This is a genomic window from Paraburkholderia sp. SECH4, assembly GCF_030511745.1.
Classification (GTDB): Bacteria; Pseudomonadota; Gammaproteobacteria; order Burkholderiales; family Burkholderiaceae; genus Paraburkholderia; species Paraburkholderia madseniana.
The window spans coordinates 1-18,323 of the sequence record NZ_JALOCP010000061.1 but is presented as its reverse complement, the minus strand read 5'-3'; the positions used below and the strand labels follow the sequence as shown (position 1 = coordinate 18,323).

The 18,323-nt window shown below is 64.4% G+C and carries 9 protein-coding genes; all 9 read left to right on the top strand.

The features are described from left to right. Nucleotides 1-442 precede the first annotated feature (442 nt). Nucleotides 443-898, top strand: a complete 456-nt coding sequence (gene bcsD, locus M0D67_RS39505; protein ID WP_171926628.1) for a cellulose biosynthesis protein BcsD — start codon at nt 443-445, stop codon at nt 896-898. Between the two features lie 84 nt (nt 899-982). Then, complete coding sequence (bcsP, locus tag M0D67_RS39500) at nt 983-1,867, top strand: cellulose biosynthesis protein BcsP (RefSeq protein WP_171926627.1); 885 nt, start codon at nt 983-985, stop codon at nt 1,865-1,867. Next, nucleotides 1,864-2,652, top strand: a complete 789-nt coding sequence (gene bcsQ / locus M0D67_RS39495; RefSeq protein WP_266242909.1) for a cellulose biosynthesis protein BcsQ — start codon at nt 1,864-1,866, stop codon at nt 2,650-2,652. The genes bcsP and bcsQ overlap by 4 nt, the downstream gene beginning before the upstream one ends. After that, nucleotides 2,649-4,853 (top strand): UDP-forming cellulose synthase catalytic subunit, encoded by a 2,205-nt coding sequence (gene bcsA, locus M0D67_RS39490; RefSeq protein ID WP_266242906.1) that lies wholly within the window; start codon nt 2,649-2,651, stop codon nt 4,851-4,853. The genes bcsQ and bcsA overlap by 4 nt, the downstream gene beginning before the upstream one ends. A 3-nt stretch (nt 4,854-4,856) precedes the next feature. Continuing rightward, the gene (gene bcsB / locus M0D67_RS39485) at nt 4,857-7,418 is read left to right on the top strand and encodes a cellulose biosynthesis cyclic di-GMP-binding regulatory protein BcsB (RefSeq protein ID WP_266242904.1); all 2,562 of its coding nucleotides are present in this window, start codon (nt 4,857-4,859) and stop codon (nt 7,416-7,418) included. Between the two features lie 10 nt (nt 7,419-7,428). Beyond that, complete coding sequence (bcsZ, locus tag M0D67_RS39480; RefSeq protein WP_171926623.1) at nt 7,429-8,637, top strand: cellulose synthase complex periplasmic endoglucanase BcsZ; 1,209 nt, start codon at nt 7,429-7,431, stop codon at nt 8,635-8,637. After that, nucleotides 8,628-13,433: a cellulose synthase subunit BcsC-related outer membrane protein gene (locus M0D67_RS39475; RefSeq protein ID WP_171926622.1), complete on the top strand. Its 4,806-nt coding sequence runs from the start codon at nt 8,628-8,630 to the stop codon at nt 13,431-13,433. Before bcsZ ends, M0D67_RS39475 begins: the two co-directional genes overlap by 10 nt. Nucleotides 13,434-14,592: 1,159 nt before the next feature. Further along, nucleotides 14,593-17,277, top strand: coding sequence for a response regulator (locus M0D67_RS39470; RefSeq protein WP_171929567.1), 2,685 nt, complete (start codon nt 14,593-14,595; stop codon nt 17,275-17,277). A gap of 36 nt (nt 17,278-17,313) precedes the next feature. Beyond that, nucleotides 17,314-18,234 (top strand): DUF72 domain-containing protein, encoded by a 921-nt coding sequence (locus tag M0D67_RS39465; RefSeq protein WP_171929568.1) that lies wholly within the window; start codon nt 17,314-17,316, stop codon nt 18,232-18,234. Nucleotides 18,235-18,323 lie beyond the last annotated feature (89 nt).

The window sequence follows — 18,323 nt, the reverse complement described above, 5'->3', positions numbered from 1 at the left end:
GCCATCGCGCGACCGCGTCCGGAGGCCCCGGCGGCGGCCAGTGCCTCGCGCATTCCGCCAAACCCGACTCAAACCGTTGCATTTACCACGAATCCAGAAAGCTAAAACATTGGCGCAATCTACCGTTAATAAAATTATCGAAAACACCTTCCCGGCGGACATCCATCGTGGAGAAGCGAGCAAGGCAATTCCGGCAGCAAAAATTACGTAGGTCACACGCACCTGCAGCAATCGTTTGCGCGTATAAAGCAGACGAATGTAAAGTGGCTAAAAGTTAATGTCTTAAGTAGACTCCTCCGAAGTGTGGCGGATAGAGCAGACAAACTCGGTAAAAGTAACCTAAGACGCGTGCAACGCGCGCCTTCCCGTAACACTTTCAGTTATTCGGCCGTCGGCACCCGTTTTGTACACGGATTGAGGCAGCGGCTATTTCCCGGAAAACATGGTCCCAATTCTCGATTACCTGCTGGAACGCCAAATCTCGCCACAATGGCGCGGCATGCTGACTGCACTCGCGACAGAGTTCGAAGCGCAGATCGGTCGCGACGAACTGCGCCAACTGATGTACCGCGTCGGTTGCCGGTTTGCGGCGGCGCATCAATTGCCCGCGTGCGGGTCGACGGCTGAGCTCGCTCAGGCGTTGAATCTGTACTGGCATGACATGGATTGGGGCTACGTCGAACTGTCCGACGAAGCAGACGCGCTGCGCATCGTTCATTACTGCGCGCCGCTGCAGGCATTCGGCAACGCGGCGCTCGCGTGGACCCCGGCGTTTCTCGAAGGCGTCTATCAGACGTGGTTGAGCGCGTTGGGCGCGCAGGGCCTGTCGGTGGCGCAAACGAGCGCGTACGGCACGGACACCTCAATCGAGTTTCGGCTGGGGCGGCATCCTGTCTGAGCGAACCGGATAGCGGACCAAGTAAGCGGACCCGCTAAGCGGACCGATCGGGGCAACGCAAGTCATTAAAAAGTCGGCGGCACTATGAGTTCATCCAGCGACATCGAAAAACTATTCGACCATTTTGGCGGCGACGCCAGCGCGTACCAGGAAATCGGCCGCGAAAACGAAGCACGTTCGGCGCGCACGCGTTGGCCGCTGCTGGTGACGCTGGATCTGACACAGCCGGCGATTCCCGCGATCGGGCAACGCCGGGAGCTTGCTGGCGAGGCATCGGCGCAAGAAGCGGCGCCGGAAGTCGATCGTCAGGACACGACGCCGAAAGACGCCGCCTCGGTGACGCGCGCGAAGGCGCCGCTGTTCACCCGCTCGCATCGCCGGGACATTCCGCCGGTCGCCGTCGCCTTGCCCGCCCAGCCTGGCGCGCCGCGCGGCGCTTCGCGTTTCGGCGCGTTCGAAACGAAGGGTGACGCCACGGAGCCAGCCGCACAAAGCACGCCGGCCGCGGCACGGGTCGATGCGGAGACACCGGTGGCCACACTGGCTGCGACTGCCGTCGCCCAGGCACAGGGGAAACCGGTTGCCACTGCACCGGCACCGGTCTCCGCATCCACGCCGACGTGGGCGCAAGCGCCGGCTCCGGTCCCCGCATGGGCCCAAGCACCCGCCCAGACGCACACCCAGGCGCACACCCCAACATGGGCACAGGCGCCGGCCCCCACCTACACGACTGCGCCCGCAGCGCCGAAGCCGCCCGCGTCGATCCTCGGCAAACTGTTCGCCCCGGCATTCGAACCGACGCTGCCGCAACCCGCCGCGCCCACCGGCGAATCCGCACCGCTGCAATCGGTCTTCGACCGTCTGCGCGGCACACCCGCACAAACGGCCCCCACGCCGGCCCGCGCTCCTAGCGCCGCCACGCCCGCCGCCTCCAACTCGTGGCTGATCAACGGCCCTCGTCGCTCATGAAAGTCATTGCGGTCGTGTCCGCCAAAGGCGGGGTCGGTAAAACCACCCTCGCCGCCAATCTCGCTTCCGTGCTGGCCGCCAGCGGCCGCCGCGTGATCGCCCTCGATCTCGATCCGCAAAACGCGCTGCGGCTGCATTTCGGCGTGCCGCTCGACAGCATCGACGGTTTGTCGCGCGCGACGTTGACGGGCGATCCGTGGCAATCGGTCATGTTCGACGGCGTAGACGGGGTGACCGTGCTGCCCTATGGCGCCGTGCTCGAAGACGATCGCCGCCGTTTCGAAGCGTATATCGACCAGGACCCGAGGTGGCTCGCGCACGCGCTGCAAACGCTGCGGCTCGACGCGTCCGACATCGTCATCATCGATACACCGCCGGGTTCGTCCGTGTATGTACGCGCTGCGTTGTGCGCGGCCACCTTCACGCTGAACGTGGTGCTCGCCGACGCGGCTTCCTACGCGGCCATTCCCTTAATGGAACGGCTGATTGAAACGTACGCGGCGCCGCGCCCCGAGTTCGGTGGCGAAGGTTACGTGGTCAACCAGATCGACCAGTCGCGCCAGTTGACCAAAGACGTCCTCAAGGTCTTGCGCCAGATGCTCGGCGACAAGCTCTTCCCGGGCGTGATCCATCTTGACGAAGGGGTGAGCGAAGCGCTCGCCTGCGACACCACGCTGATTCACTACGATCCACTCAGCCAGGCGGCCGCCGATTTTCGCTCGTGCGGCAACTGGCTGATGGCGGCGGTCGATGCGGCCGCCGTCTCGCCGAGGAACGTCGCATGAGTACGCCCCAGTCGCAGGATATCGAGGCCGGCGAACCGTCGCGGCTCGAACGCATCGTCGACGCGCGCTTCTGGAACAGCCGGATCGTGACGGGTCTGGTCACGCTGTTCGCGCTGATGATGCTGTACTTCGTCTTCACGGTGCCGCTCGCGTTCTACGAGCAACTGACGTTCGCGACCTGCTGCTTCGTCACCGCGTTGCTGTTCCGCCGCCTGCACGGCCGTTACGCGACGATGGTGATGATCATGCTCTCGGTGGTCACGTCGGGCCGCTATATGTACTGGCGGCTCACTTCGACGACTTACTGGGAACATCCGCTCGACGCCGCGTGGGGTCTGCTGCTGGTGTCGGCCGAAGTCTATTCGACCATCGTGCTGTTGCTCGGCTACTTCCAGACTGCCTGGCCGCTCAAGCGCACGCCGATGCCGCTGCCCGCCTCGCGCGACCTGTGGCCGACCGTCGACGTGTTCATCCCGACCTACAACGAGCCGCTCTCGGTGGTGAAGCCGACCATCTACGCCGCGCTCGCGCTCGACTATCCGGCCGACAAGATCGCGATCCACGTGCTCGACGACGGCCGCCGTCCCGAGTTCAAGGCGTTCTGCGAGGAAGTCGGCGTCAACTGGACGATCCGCACGCACAACCGCCACGCGAAGGCCGGCAACATCAATGAAGCCCTGAAGATCACCCAGGGCGAGTACCTCGCGATCTTCGACTGCGATCACATTCCGACCCGCTCGTTCCTGCAGATCGGCCTCGGCTGGTTCCTGCGCGACAAGCTGCTGTCGATGCTGCAGACGCCGCACCACTTCTTCTCCGCCGATCCGTTCGAACGCAATCTCGGCACCTTCCGCAAGGTGCCGAACGAAGGCGAACTGTTTTACGGCCTCGTGCAGGACGGCAACGATCTGTGGAACGCGACCTTCTTCTGCGGCTCGTGCGCGTTGCTGCGCCGGACCATGGTCGAAGAGATCGGCGGCATCGCCGTAGAAACGGTGACCGAAGACGCGCACACCGCGTTGAAGCTGCACCGCCTCGGCTACACCACGGCCTATCTGGCGATCCCGCAGGCGGCGGGTCTTGCTACCGAAAGCCTCTCCGGCCACATCGGCCAGCGGATTCGCTGGGCGCGCGGCATGACGCAGATTTTCCGGATCGACAATCCACTCACCGGCAAGGGCCTGAAAATCGGCCAGCGGCTTTGTTATCTGAACGCGATGATGCACTTCTTCTACGGCATCCCGCGTCTGGTGTTTCTCACGGCGCCGCTGTCGTATCTGTTCTTCGGCGCGCACGTGATCGAAGCCGCCGCCAGCACGATCGCGATCTACGCACTGCCGCACATGATGCATGCGAGCATCACCAACTCGCGGATGCAGCGCTCGTTCCGCCATTCGTTCTGGGCCGAAGTTTACGAATCGGTGCTGGCGTCGTACATTACCGCCCCGACGTTGCTCGCGCTGATCAACCCGAAGCTCGGCAAGTTCAACGTGACGGCCAAGGGCGGTCAGATCGAAAAGAACTACTTCGACTGGGCGATCTCGCGGCCGTACCTGTTCCTGCTGTTGCTGAACCTGATCGGCTTCGTGGTCGGCATCGTGCACATCTATCTGAACTGGCACATTCGCAGCGTGGTGCAGACGACCATCCTGAATCTCGGCTGGACCACCTACAACATGCTGATTCTCGGCGCGAGCGTGGCCGCGGCCAGCGAGCGCCGGCAGATTCGCGCGGTGCACCGCGTGGCGATGACGATGCCGGTGATGCTGAAGTTCTCGACCGGCCGCACGCTCGCCTGCGAGACCATCGACTACTCGGAAGGCGGCGTTGGCGTGGCGCTGCCCGCGAAGATCGAAGTGCCGATGCACGAACGCGTGACCGTATCGCTGTTTCGCGGCGACGAGGAATACGCCTTCCCCGCCACCGTCGGTTTCACGGAGCCGGGCCGCGTGGGCCTGCGCTTCTCGGCGATGACGCGCGAACAGGAATACGAGTTCGTCAAGACCACGTTCGCGCGCGCCGACGCGTGGACCGGCTGGGCCGAAGGGCGTCAGCAGGACACGCCGTTGCGCGGTCTGTCGCATGTGCTGACGGTCGGCGCGCGCGGCATCGTGGGACTCTTCGAGCATCTTTATGCCGACCTTCGAAGCTCGATGAAAAGCCGTCCGGTGGACGTCAAGAAGCTAAAAACCAAAGACTGATCTATGGGCAACAGGATGGCGAAGGGACACGTCGAACGCTCGAATCACGAGCGCAATGGAATGGAAACGGAGGCGCGTCTGTCTGGACGCCCCCGCTCGCAACGACTGATGCGCGGGCTTGCCTGCTGGCTCGCGTTGCAAACCGCGTTGGCGGCGCCGCTGGCTTCGGCGGCTGAAGTGGCCGCGGCGGCCATGAGCGGCGCGAGTGCGTCGCAAACGTCGCCAGCGGCAGCGGCCCCTGGCGCGCCGGCTGCGCGCGTCGCCACCGGCGTGGGCAGTGTGCCCGCGCCGAGCGCGGCCGTCCTCTACGATCCCAACACGATCGCGCAAGCGCAACTGGCCACGCCCACGCCGGCGCTCGCCGCGTCGTCGGTGAAGGCCTTGGGGATCAAAACGCCGACCACCGCCGAACCGGGCACGCTGGTGCCGGGCGGCCGCCGTCAAACGCTCACGTTCGCCGACCTCGGCGCGCACGATCCGCTGCAACTGCGCGGCACCGACGGCCAGAACGGCGTCGCGTTCTCCGTGCGCGGCGACGAAGTGGTGACCGGCGCGATCCTGCATCTGGTCTACAGCTACTCGCCCGCGCTGCTCGCGAATATTTCCCAGCTAAAAGTGCTGGTGAACGGCGAAGTCGCCGCGACGCTGCCGGTGCCGCACGAACAGGCCGGCATGCTGGTGGCGCGCGACGTCTCGATCGATCCGCGTTTCATCACCGAATTCAACCACCTGAACGTGCAGTTGATCGGTCATTACACGACCAGTTGCGAGGACCCGGCGAATTCGTCGCTGTGGGCCACCGTCAGCAATGCGAGTTCGCTCGATCTGACCTACGCGTCGCTCGCCAGCAAGCCGGATCTCGCCGCCCTGCCGCAGCCGTTCTTCGACCGCCGCGACGTGCGCCGTCTCGAGCTGCCGTTCGTGTTCCCGCAAAAACCCGGCGCCGCGACGCTCGAAGCGGGCGGCATCGTCGCATCCTGGTTCGGCGCGCTCGCCGGCTATCGCGGCGCGGTGTTTCCGGCGCAACTCGATAACGCGCCGCTGTCGGGTAACGCCGTGGTGTTCGCGACCGACGACCAGCGCCCGGCCGGCGTGACGATTCCGGCGATTTCCGGCCCGACGATCGCGGTGGTGGATCGCGAAGCGCCGGCGCGCGGCAAGCTGCTGCTCGTGCTCGGTCGGACCGAGGCCGAACTGAAAACCGCCGCCAAAGCGCTCGGTATCGGCCAGAACACGCTCACCGGCCCGAGCGCGACGATCATGCAATTGAACGAACTCATGGCGCGTGCGCCGTACGACGCACCAAACTGGCTGCCGACTAACCGTCCGGTGCGTTTCGGCGAACTCGCCGACCCGCGCGACCTGACGGTGTCCGGCTATGACGCCGACGCCGTGCGCGTCAATCTGCGCGTGCCGCCCGATCTGTTCATGTGGCACACCCTGGGCGCGCCGATCGATCTGCGCTACCGCTATACGGTGCGTCCGCTGCGCGACCGTTCGTCGCTGAACGTCAGCGTCAATGACGGCTTCGTGCAGGCCCTGCCGATTCCGGCCGAGTCGGCCTCGGTGTTCGAGTTGGGCCATTACTTCGAGCGCGTGTTGCCGGACAAGACCGCCGAAGCGCGTCGCACTGTGCATATTCCACCGCTGCTGCTAACGCCGCGCGCCCAGGTGCGCCTGCATTTCTTCTACGACATTCCGAACACCGGCGAATGCCACGGCCGTCTGCTGGAAAACGTGGTCGGCGCCATCGATCCGAACTCGACCATCGACCTCTCGTCGTTCCCGCATTACATGGCGCTGCCCGACCTCGCGGCCTTTGCCAATAGCGGCTTCCCGTTCACACGAATGGCCGATCTCTCCGAGACCGCCGTGGTCCTGCCGAACGAGGCCGATTCGAGCGACTACAGCCTGTTTCTGCTGACCATGGGCCGCATGGGGGCATCGACGGGTTATCCGGTGAACGGCGTCACCGTCGGCACGGCCGACGACGTCGACAAGTACGCCAGCAAGGACCTGCTGATTTTCGGCGCGCCGGGCAAGCAACCGCTGCTGCAGCGTTGGGCCAAGTCGATGCCGTTCTCCAGCGACGGCGATTCGCGCACCTTCTCGCTCTCGGACGTGGCCTTCAAACTCGAGGACTGGTGGCATGGCGAACGCGGTGTCGAACGCTCGCCGGCACGCGCCGATCTGACGCTCGTGAGTTCGAACGGCGATGCGCTCCTGACCGGTTTCGAATCGCCGCTGCAGAAGAACCGCAGCGCCGTCGCGCTGGTGAGCGCGGCCGGCCAGTCGGACGCCGATCTGTCCGCCGCCCTGCTCGACGCCGACGTGCTTCAGGAGATTCAAGGCGCGATGGCCGTGATCCATGGCCGCACCGTCACGATCACGTCGAACGGCGAAGCGTACTATGTCGGCCATTTGTCGCCGCAGGAGTATCTGCGCTGGGCGCTGTCGTCGCATCCGCTGTTGCTGATGCTGGGTGGCGTGCTCGCCGCGCTGATCATCGCGGGTCTCTTCTACCGGACGCTGCGCTCGATCGCCGCGCGCCGCCTAAAGGACTGATAGGACTGGTATGCGGGTTCGAAACAATAAGACACGTGTGGCGCTGACGCTCGGGCTTGGCTTCGGCCTTGTCCTTGCGGCGGCCACGTGTTTTGCCAATATCACGAAGGTGGCCCAGACCACTTCGACGCCCGGCCAGACGGGCCCGTGTAACACCGACTGGCCGGCGTACCGCATCTTCGTCGAACACTTCGTGCAGGCCGATGGCCGCGTGATCGACTACTCCTCGCCGCAACTGAAGACCACCTCCGAGGGCCAGTCGTACGGCCTGTTCTTCGCGCTGGTCGCGAACGACCGCGCGACCTTCGACCGGCTCCTGAACTGGACTCGCACCAATCTCGCGGGTAATCAGTTCGATCCGCAAAACGTGCGGCTGCCGTCGTGGCTCTGGGGCAAGAAGCCGGATGGCTCGTTCGGCGTGCTCGATCAGAATTCCGCATCCGACTCCGATCTGTGGATCGCCTACGATCTGCTGCAAGCCGGCCGCCTGTGGCATGAGGCGAGTTATACGCAACTCGGCCAGGCGCTCGCCGCGCAGATCGCGCGCCAGGAAATGACCACGCTGCCGGGCGTCGGCCCGATGCTGCTGCCCGGTCCGCAGGGCTTCAAAAATGGTGGCGTGACGCGTCTGAATCCGAGCTACCTGCCCTTGCCGGTGCTGCGCGCGCTCGCCAAAGACATGCCGAACGGCCCGTGGGCCAAGCTCGCCGACAGCACCTACAAGCTGATCAAGACCACGGCGCCGCAAGGCTTCGCGCCCGACTGGGCCGCGTGGCAGAACGGCCAGTTCGTGGTCGATCCGAAAGAAGGCGACACCGGCAGCTATGACGCGATCCGTGTCTATCTGTGGGCCGGACTCACCTCGCCCGCCGATCCGCTCGCCAAACCCTGGCTCGCGGCCCTCGGCGGCATGCGCGCGAAGGTTGCGCAAAGCGGCATTCCGCCCGAGAAGGTTTCGTCGACCACGGGTACGGCGAGCGGCGAAGGACCGTTGAGCTACTGGGGCGCGCTCGCGCCGTACTTCAAGGCGCTCGACGACGAGCGCGGCCTCGGTCTCGCGCGCACCCATCTCGCCGTGCTCGACACCAATGTGCCGGGCCGCGAACCGGTTTATTACGATCGTGTGCTGGGCTTGTTCGGCACCGGATTCATCGACGGCCGCTATCGTTTCGACGAAGCCGGCCGTCTCGTGCCGAGTTGGAGAAATGCATGCGATTGAGCGCCCTCGCGTTTTCATTGCGGTTCGCGCTGAGCCTCACGGCCGTCTGCTGCGTAGCGACGGCTTCGCCTGACGCATTGGCGCAGACGTCGAAAGATCCCTTGAACGTACTGATCGATCAGGGCAAGTACTGGCAATCGCATCATCGTGGTGACTTGGCCGAGCAGGCGTGGCAGAAAGTGTTGCGCATCGACCCGAAGCAACCCGATGCGCTCTACGGCATGGGCATGGTGCTCGCCGACCGCAAGGACGGCGCGGGCGCGCAGCAATATCTGGCACGTCTGAAAGCGGTCGCGCCGAACTATCCGAACCTGGACGAACTGGGTCGGCGCCTCGGCGAATCGAGTCTGCGTGACCAGACTGTCAACGACGCGCGGCGGCTCGCGCAAAGCGGTCAAAGCGCGAGCGCGGTAGAGGAGTATCAGCGCGCGTTGAACGGCAAGCCGGCCACGCCCGCACTGCAACTCGAGTATTACCAGGCGCTGTCGGCCACGCCGCAAGGCTGGGACCAGGCGCGCCGCGGCCTCGAACAACTCGCACGCGACAACCCCGACGACCCGCGCTACGCCCTCGCCTACGCACAGCATCTGACGTATCGCGATACGACGCGCCGCGACGGTATCGCGCGGCTGCAGAAGCTTGCCGGCGACAGCACCGTCGGCGCGTCGGCGAAAAAGAGCTGGCGGCAGGCGCTGTTGTGGCTCGACGCACGGCCCTCGGACGCCGCACTGTACGAAGCGTATCTGCAAGGTGCAACCGACGACGCCGCGGTCAAGGCGCGCTTCGAGTCGATGGTTCAGCAGGACAAGGTGGCCCGCGATCGTGCCCAGGAAAATGCCGCCGTCGACGCCCGTGGCCGCACCATCGCCGACGGTTTCGCCGCGCTCGATCGGGGCGACCTCGGCACGGCGCGCGCGAAGTTTTCGTCAGTACTGGCAAATAGTCCGAACGATACCGACGCGCTCGGCGGCATGGGTATCGCCGCGTTGAAGCAGGAAAAATTCGCCGAAGCCCGCAACTATCTGGAGCGCGCGTCGCGCAACGGCAATCCTGCGCGCTGGAAAACCGCGCTCGATAGCGCGACCTACTGGACCTATACCAGCGACGCCATCGGCGCGCGCAGCAACGGCGAATTGGCGAAGGCGAAGTCGCTGTTCGAACGCGCGATCGCGCTGAATCCGTCCGACGTCACCGCGCAGGTGCTGCTCGGCGAGATGCTGCTTTCGAACGGCGACCCGGTCGGCGCGGAACAGGCCTACCGGATGGCACTGCGCCGCCAGGCCGACAATCCCGATGCGATTCGCGGCCTCGTCGGTTCGCTCGCCGCGCAAGGCCGTGGCGACGAAGCGCTGCAATTCGCCAATCAACTGAACAGCGAACAACAATCGAAGGCCGGCGGCATCAACCGGCTGCGTGGCGAAGCGCAGGCCGCGCAGGCACGCGCGGCCGAAGCGCGCGGCGATCTCGGCAGCGCGCGCAGCCTGTTCGAAGACGCCCTGTTGAACGATCCTGACGATCCCTGGTTGCGCCTCGACCTCGCGCGTATTTACGTGCGCCAGGGCGCGGTTGCGAATGCCCGCAGCATGATGGACGGTCTCCTCGCCGCGCATCCCGACATGACCGACGCGCTCTACGCGAGCGCGTTGCTGTCGGCGGAAACGCAGGACTGGACGGCCGGTCTCGCGCAACTCGAACGGATTCCGGCCGCGCAACGCACCGACGCAATGACCACTTTGCAGCATCGCTTGTGGGTGCATCAGCAGGCCGATCTCGCGACGCGGATGGCGCGCAACGGCCAGTCGCAACAAGCGCTGGCGACGTTGCACACCGCCGAACCGGTCGCCGGCAACAACCCCGAACTGATCGGCGTGATCGCTGCCGCGTATCAACAGGCCGGCGACCCGAATCGCGCGTTGGGCCTCGTGCGCAGCGCGATGAACGCGGCGCCTGGCAACACCGATTTGCTGCTGCAATACGCGGGCATTCTCTCCGCCACGCAACAGGAAGCCGAACTCGGTATGGTGATGCGGCGGCTCGCATCGATGCAACTGACGCCGCAGCAGCGCACGGATTTTGGCAATCTGAATCTGGGGATCGTCATCAAGCAATGCGACGCGGTGCGTCAGCGCGGCGATCTCGCCAGCGCCTACGACGTGATCGCGCCGTGGCTGGCGGCGATGCCCGACAATCCCGATCTGCAAGCCGCCCTCGGCCGCCTCTATTCGAGCGCCGGCGACGATCGCAATGCGCTCGCCAGTTACCGCGTCGCGTTGCAACGCAAGCCCGACGACCTGAACCTGCTGCAAGCGACGATCTCTGCGGCGGCCGGCGCGAGGCAGTTCAGCTACGCCGAATCGCTCGCCAACCAGGCTCTTGCAGCGGCGCCGAGCGACCCCGGCGTGCTGGCGACGGTCGGCCGGATGTATCGCGCCGAAGGCAAGCTGTCGCTCGCGTCGACTTATCTGCAACGCTCGCTAATCGCGGCCAATACGCCGCTGATGGCCAACGCGCCGCGCGCCAATGCGCCAAGCAACGTGCCGCGCGGCTGGGAAGTCGCGATGCGCCGGATCGGCGCGACGCCGTTGCCGGGCGTCAATCCCTTCGAAGGTAAAACCGCAACGATCTCGCCGACCGACGCCGACAACGCCGCGCTCGCAGGTGGCGGCTTCAATGCCGCGCGTGCATCGCTCCCGTACTCGCAGTCCTCCTTGCCGTCCCAGACCGTGCCGAACTATCCGCCGCCCTCGCAGCCCGCGCCGTACGTTGCGCCTTATACGGCGCCTGCACAGCCGTATGTGCCCAACGCCACGCCCACCGCCGTTCCCTATAACGCGCCACGTCCCGGCACCAACGCGGATGGCTACGGCCAGGAGACCAACGGGTCGAGCCAGTCGGGCGCGCCGTTGCAGCCGTACCCGGGTCAAGGCCAGGCGCAGATGCAGCCGATGCAGCAAGCTCCGCAACAGCAGTACAACCCGGCGTATCCGCAGCAGGCGCCTTATCCGCAGCAAGCCGGCTATCCGCAACAAGGTGGATATCCTCAACAGGCGCAATATCAGCAGCAGGCGCCCTATCCGCAGCAGCCGGACGGCTATGCGACCACGCCGTGGCCGATGTCGCCTGCGGCACGCGAAGCGCAGGCCAATGCCGGTTCGATGCAACAGCCGCGTTACTCAGGCTCGGCCACGAGCACGAAACGCACGACCAGCAAGAAGCAAAGCGCGTCGAAGAGCAACCACAACGCGCAAGCCTATGCGCAGGCGCCGTATGGGCAGCAACAAGCTTATCCCCAGCAGCAACAGCCCTATTACGGCCAGCAGCCTTATCCGCAGCAGCAGGGTTACGCACAGCAAGGTTACGCGCAGCAGCCTTACCAGCCGGTGCCGCCGCAACAGGCCTACGGTCAGCAGCCCTATCAGCCGTACCCGAATCAGGGCTCGGGTTATTACGCGCAACAACAGCAGCCGTATATTCCGCAACCGCCGACCGGTTACGCGCAGGCGTATTACCCTCAACAACCCGGCGCGAACGGTAACGGCGGCAACTACACGCAACCGAATGTCGCCAACACGCAGACGCTCGGGGTGGCCGAAGAGCTGGCGCAGGTCAATCGCGAGCAGGCGAGCACCGTGTCGGGCGGGATCGTGTTCCGCAACCGCACGGGCGAGGACGGTCTGTCGACGCTGACGGATATTGAAGCGCCGATTCAGGGGCGCATCAAGGCCGGCAACGGCCACATCGTTGTGACGGCGACGCCGGTTACGCTCGATGCCGGCACTGCCACGGGCAATCTGTCGACGCTCGCGCGATTCGGCGCGGGACTGTCCAATAGCACGTCTGCGAATGCGGCGATTGCGGGCAACAACACCTATGGCAGCCAGACCGCCAGTGGCGTGGGCTTGTCACTCGGTTACGAAGGCCGCAGCATCAGCGGCGATGTTGGCGTGACGCCGCTCGGTTTCCCCGAGAAGACTATTGTGGGGGGCGCGCAATACAACGGCGCCATTACGGACAAAGTGTCGTATTCGCTGGCGGTCGCGCGCCGCGCGGTGACGGACAGCCTGCTGTCGTATGCTGGTGCGCGCGATTCGGGCTCCGGCCTCGAGTGGGGCGGCGTCACCTCCAACGGCGGCCTCGCCAGCCTTGCATGGGATGACGGCACCAGCGGCCTGTATGTGAACGCCGCGTACCAGCACTACATGGGCTATCACGTCGCAAGCAATAACGCATACAAAGGCGGCGGCGGTATCTACACGCGTCTGTTGAAGGATGCCGATCAGACGCTGACTATCGGTGTGAACACGACGCTGATGACCTATAACAGGAACCTGTCGTACTTCACGTATGGTCAGGGCGGGTACTTCAGTCCGCAGCAGTACATGATCCTGAATTTGCCGGTGGAGTGGACTGGGCGCAATGGTCTGTTTACTTATGACATGAAGGGGTCGATCGGCGTGCAGCATTATCGGCAGGATCAGTCGAATTACTTCCCGATCGATCCTCAGCTCCAGAGTAATGCGGCGAAGCAAGCGAATTTCATCGGCACGGGCGTGGATAGCAATGCGGTTTATCCTGGGCAGAGTAAGACGGGGGTTTCTTATTCGCTTAGCGCTGTGGGGGAGTATCAACTGGCTCCGCAGTTGGCGTTTGGGGCGACTGCGTCGCTCGGCAATGCTTATGAGTATCGTGAGTGGCTCGCAGCCGTTTATGTGCGGTATAGCTTTAGCAAGCAGACGGGGTTGCAGCCGTTTCCGCCTACGCCGGTCAGTTCGCCTTATTTGTCGTTGTCGAACTAGGGTTTTTGCCTGCGTAGCGCTTTTGTCAGTGTTCTTATGGTGTTGGCCTTTCCTTGAATTGTTAGTGGTCTATTAGCGTTGCCCCTGTGCGGGGCGGCACCTACTTCTCTTTGCCGGCTGCAAAGAGAAGTAGGCAAGAGAAAGCAGCTCAAACCGCTCATGCTAAGTGGGCGCCGTGGTCTGCTGCGGGTAGTGGTGCATCTGGAATCTGTGTTCGTGCACCTGCATACGTCAGTGACAAGGGCGTCATACTTCCGGCGACGCTGCGCGCGCCGAAGAGTACTTCTTAAAACCACCCGCTACGTTTTGACGCTTGCGTCTCGCCACCGGACCGTGGCTCGTCATTGCACCACCGCAGCGGCAGCGGCAGCGGCAGCCGCAGCCGCAGCCGCAGCCGTGACCGTGACCGCGACCGTGACCGTGATTGCGGGGCACCGACAAATCATTTGAGGTAGGGGTTCCCGGGTGAATGCAGAGGTGCGTCGCCGAGGCGAAGCCGATGGCTCCCACCGCGCTCAACCGAAGCCGGTGGTTTCCCTAGCAGACCCGTCCGCGACGCACGCAGTGCGGAGTGGGAGCTGATGAGTCCTTTGTCACTAACGCGGAATGTGCGAGAACACGGATTCCAGATGCGCCACTACCCGCAGAAAACCACGGTGCCCGCTTAGCATGAGCGGTTTGAGCTGCTTTCTCTTGCCTACTTCTCTTTGCAGCCGGCAAAGAGAAGTAGGTGCCGCCCCGCACAGGGGCAACGCTAATAGACCACTAACAATTCAAGGAAAGGCCAACACCCCAGGCACACAGACAACAAGCGCCGCGCAGGCAACCAGCTCAAGAACAGGCCCCCCATTAAAAAAACGCAAACCAAAAGACAGACAAAAAGCCGCCCTTCTTTCCGCTATTCAACACCCCGCCTGCACAAGCCAGGTAAAAGTTCCCAACCCCTCCGCATACATCGGTTCGGCTAAACCCGCAAAGCCCTCTAGAGAGGGTCCCCACCCAACCGTTGTGACCTACAATTATTCCTGCCGCGTGGCCGCTTCGCGCCCGCTGTGCACGGCAGAAGATTCATCCCGCCTCCTGCTGAACATTCACGCGCCCCAGGCGCGCCGGCAGAGTGGGGACACACTCATTGACGTGACCTCTGTGGAGCGCAGCTATGCCATTTCCGGCACAAGACCATGGCTGCCCCGGCTGGAACGGGGAAATGGCGCGACGCATCAGCGAATTCGACTGGGCCGCCACCGACCTCGGCGCGATAGAAAACTGGCAGCGCAGTCTGACAGCCACCGTCCAGATGCTGCTCGCCTCACCCGTGCCCCTGGTACTTCTATGGGGCAAACCCGGCTACATGATCTACAACGACGCCTACGCGATATTCGCGGGCGGACGGCATCCGTATCTGCTCGGCTGTCCAGTCGAACACGGCTGGCCGGAGGTCGCCGATTTCAACCGTCATGTGATGACGACATGTCTTGCCGGCGGCACCCTGTCGTATCGCGACAAGGAACTGGTCCTGCTGCGCGACGGCAAGCCCGAAGACGTCTGGATGGACCTCTACTACAGCCCGGTCGCCGACGACAGCGGCGCACCCGCGGGCGTCCTCGCGATGGTCGTCGAAACCACCACGCGCGTCCTGACCGAACGCTGGCGGCAACATGCCGAGGCTGAACTGCGCGAAACCAACGAACGGCTGCAACTCGCGCTCAATACCGGCGCGGTGCTCGGTACATGGGTGCTCGATGCGCGCACCGGCACCCTCACCGGTGACGAACGTTTCGCGCGCACCTTTTCGTTTCCGTTGGAAGAGGCCGCGAAAGGGCTTGAACGCAATGCCGCGACACAAGTGATCCATCCTGACGACCAGCCGCTCAACGACCGCCTGACGGTCGAAGCGATGCGCACCGGCCAGCCGTTTCGCGCCGAATACCGGATTCGCCGCCCCGATGGCGATTACATGTGGGTGCAGGCAAACGGCCAGTGCGAGTTCGACGAACAGGGGGAGCCGACGCGCTTTCCCGGCGTGCTGATCGACATCCACGAACGCAAGATCGCCGAACAATCGCTGCGCCAGTTGACCGAAACGCTCGAACAACGCGTCGCCGATGAAGTCGCCGCACGGGCGCTCGCCGAAGAACAGTTGCGCCAGGCCCAGAAGATGGAAGCGATCGGCAGCCTCACAGGCGGGGTCGCGCACGACTTCAACAATGTGCTGCAAGTGATCAACGGCAATCTGCAGATGCTCGCGGCCGACGCCGGCGAGAGTCCGACCACGCTGCGGCGTTTGTCCGCCGCAACGGATGCCGTCAAACGCGGCGCAAAACTGGCCGCGCATCTGCTCGCCTTCGCGCGCCGTCAGCCGCTCTCGCCTACCGTGCTGAATCCGTGCCGCCTGCTCGCCGGCATGAGCGAGATGCTGCACCGAGCGCTCGGCGAGACCGTGAAGATCGAAACGGTGTTGAGCGACGACCTGTGGAATGTGCAGGCCGATCGCAATCAACTCGAAAACGCCCTGCTCAATCTCGCGATCAATGCACGCGACGCGATGCAAGCCGACGGCACGCTCACCGTTCGCGCGACAAACCGCGTGCTGGACCATGCGTTTTGCCGCGGCAAGCCGGAACTCTCGCCAGGCGAGTACGTAGTGTTCTCAGTAAACGACACGGGCACCGGCATGAAGCCCGAAATCCTGGAGCGCGTGTTCGAACCGTTCTTCACGACCAAGCCCGACGGCCACGGCACCGGCCTGGGCTTAAGCATGGTGTTCGGCTTCGTCAGGCAAAGCGGCGGCCATACGGTGATCGACAGTAAAGTGGGGCACGGCACGACCGTCTCGCTGTTTTTCCCGCGCTGCTGCGAGCCGGAAACCGTCGAAACCGTCGATCAGACCTCGGCGCCGGTGGGCGGCGGCGAAACGATTCTGGTGGTCGAAGACGATGCGGATGTGCGTCTGACCGCCGTCGAAATGCTCGCGCAACTCGGCTATAAAGTCCTCACTGCATCGAGTGGCGACGCGGCGCTCGAATTCATCGACAGCGACGTGCCAATCGATCTGCTGTTTACCGATGTCGTGATGCCCGGCCAGGTGAAAAGCGTGGAACTGGCGCAGCGTGCGGCGGCACGCTCGCCCACGGTGCCGACGCTCTTCACCTCGGGCTATACGCGCGACGAGATCGTCCATCACGGCAAGCTCGACGCCGGCATCACGCTGCTGTCCAAGCCTTACCGGCGCGACGACCTCGCGCGCAAGGTGCGCAGCGTGCTGCGCGGCGCCGGCGGCGCCAGCGTGAGTGACGGGCAGATTTCCCCCTGCGTACCGCGCACGGTCTACGATCCGGCCAGTGCAGCCGAAGCGTCCAACCCGCGCGAAAGCCTGCACGCGCCGGCCCCTTCGGGTGAAAAATCGCTCGCGCACGCCCCGGCGAATTCGCTGGCGGATTGCCTGGCAAGTCCGTCGTCGCACCCGCCCGGCACGCCGGCCCGCGTGCTGCTGGTCGAAGACGACGCCGATTCGCGCGACGCCCTCTGCGATCTGCTCGGTGCGCTGGGTCTCGACTGCACCGCGGTCGGGAGCGCCGAAGAAGCGCTGCCGCTCGTGCCCGCGCAACGTTTCGACGTCCTATTCACGGACCTGACCTTGCCCGGCATGTCCGGCGACAACCTGGCGCGCGCGGTGCTGAGTCGGCAGCCTGACATCCGCGTGTTGCTGGTGTCAGGTTATGGAGAGAACGCCGAGATCGGCGACACCATCCCGGGCGCACGGCAGCTCGGCAAGCCGCTCGATATCTCGCAGTTGCGGCGTGAACTCGCGGAGTGGCTCGATCACACGGAGGCGGCTTCCTAGGCTCGCCTACACCCGGCAACCAACACGACTCCGCCAATGGACATCCGCTGCGGCACCGCTGGCTGGACCGACAAAACGCTGATCGCCTGCAAGCGGTTTTACCCGCCCGGCAGCAGCAGCGCTGAAGCCCGGCTGCGCTTTTACGCATCGCAGTTTCCACTGGTCGAAGTCGATTCGGCCTACTACGCGATGCCGTCGGCAAGCAACGCGCAGTTGTGGACCGAACGCACGCCGGAAGGCTTCACGTTCAACTTCAAGGCGTTTCGGCTTTTTACCGGGCATCAGACTTCGCCCGACGTCCTGCCGAGAGACATTGCAATGGCGCTGCCGGAAGGCATCACGGGTCCGCGCAAGAAAAACGTTTATTACCGTGACATACCCGCCGAGATCCTCGACGAACTGTGGCGGCGCTATCTGGAAGCACTGGAGCCGTTGCGCGTGACCGGCCGGCTCGGCGCGGTGCTGTTCCAGTTCGCGCCGTGGATCACGCGGGCGCCGGACGGTCTCGCGCTCGTGGAAGAATGCCGGGCGCGCATGGCGGGCTACATGATGGCCGCCGAGTTTCGCAATCAGTCCTGGTTCGACGATCAGCACGCGCCATGGACGCTCAACTTTCTGCGCGAGCGCAGCCTCGTCCACGTGATCGTCGACGCACCGCCGGATGTGACGACCCGCGTGCACACCATCTGGGAAGCAACCCATCCTCAACTCGCGATGGTGCGTCTGCACGGCCGCAATACGCAGGCATGGAGCGCAACGGGTGCGGCGAGCGCGGCCGATCGCTTCGACTACGACTACAGCGACGACGAGCTGACCGGACTGGCCCCCTCGATCCGCGCAATCGCGACCCGGGCGGGCCGCACCCACGTCATCTTCAACAACTGCTTCGAGGACCAGGGGCAGCGCAACGCGCGGACGCTAATGAGCATTCTGGGGGCGGAGGCGAACCCGCCATGAAACGTTTCGATGGCCGGCTGCAAAGGCAGCAACCGGCCCAGAGTGTGTCAAAACGCACAGCCGGCGGAAATTTGAGGGCGCGCTGGCTC

Bases quoted from the DNA above. Each gene is read 5' to 3' on its own strand.
- bcsD (WP_171926628.1), top strand. From the start codon at position 443: ATGGTCCCAATTCTCGATTACCTGCTGGAACGCCAAATCTCGCCACAA.
- bcsP (WP_171926627.1), top strand. From the start codon at position 983: ATGAGTTCATCCAGCGACATCGAAAAACTATTCGACCATTTTGGCGGC.
- bcsQ (WP_266242909.1), top strand. From the start codon at position 1,864: ATGAAAGTCATTGCGGTCGTGTCCGCCAAAGGCGGGGTCGGTAAAACC.
- bcsA (WP_266242906.1), top strand. From the start codon at position 2,649: ATGAGTACGCCCCAGTCGCAGGATATCGAGGCCGGCGAACCGTCGCGG.
- bcsB (WP_266242904.1), top strand. From the start codon at position 4,857: ATGGGCAACAGGATGGCGAAGGGACACGTCGAACGCTCGAATCACGAG.
- bcsZ (WP_171926623.1), top strand. From the start codon at position 7,429: ATGCGGGTTCGAAACAATAAGACACGTGTGGCGCTGACGCTCGGGCTT.
- M0D67_RS39475 (WP_171926622.1), top strand. From the start codon at position 8,628: ATGCGATTGAGCGCCCTCGCGTTTTCATTGCGGTTCGCGCTGAGCCTC.
- M0D67_RS39470 (WP_171929567.1), top strand. From the start codon at position 14,593: ATGCCATTTCCGGCACAAGACCATGGCTGCCCCGGCTGGAACGGGGAA.
- M0D67_RS39465 (WP_171929568.1), top strand. From the start codon at position 17,314: ATGGACATCCGCTGCGGCACCGCTGGCTGGACCGACAAAACGCTGATC.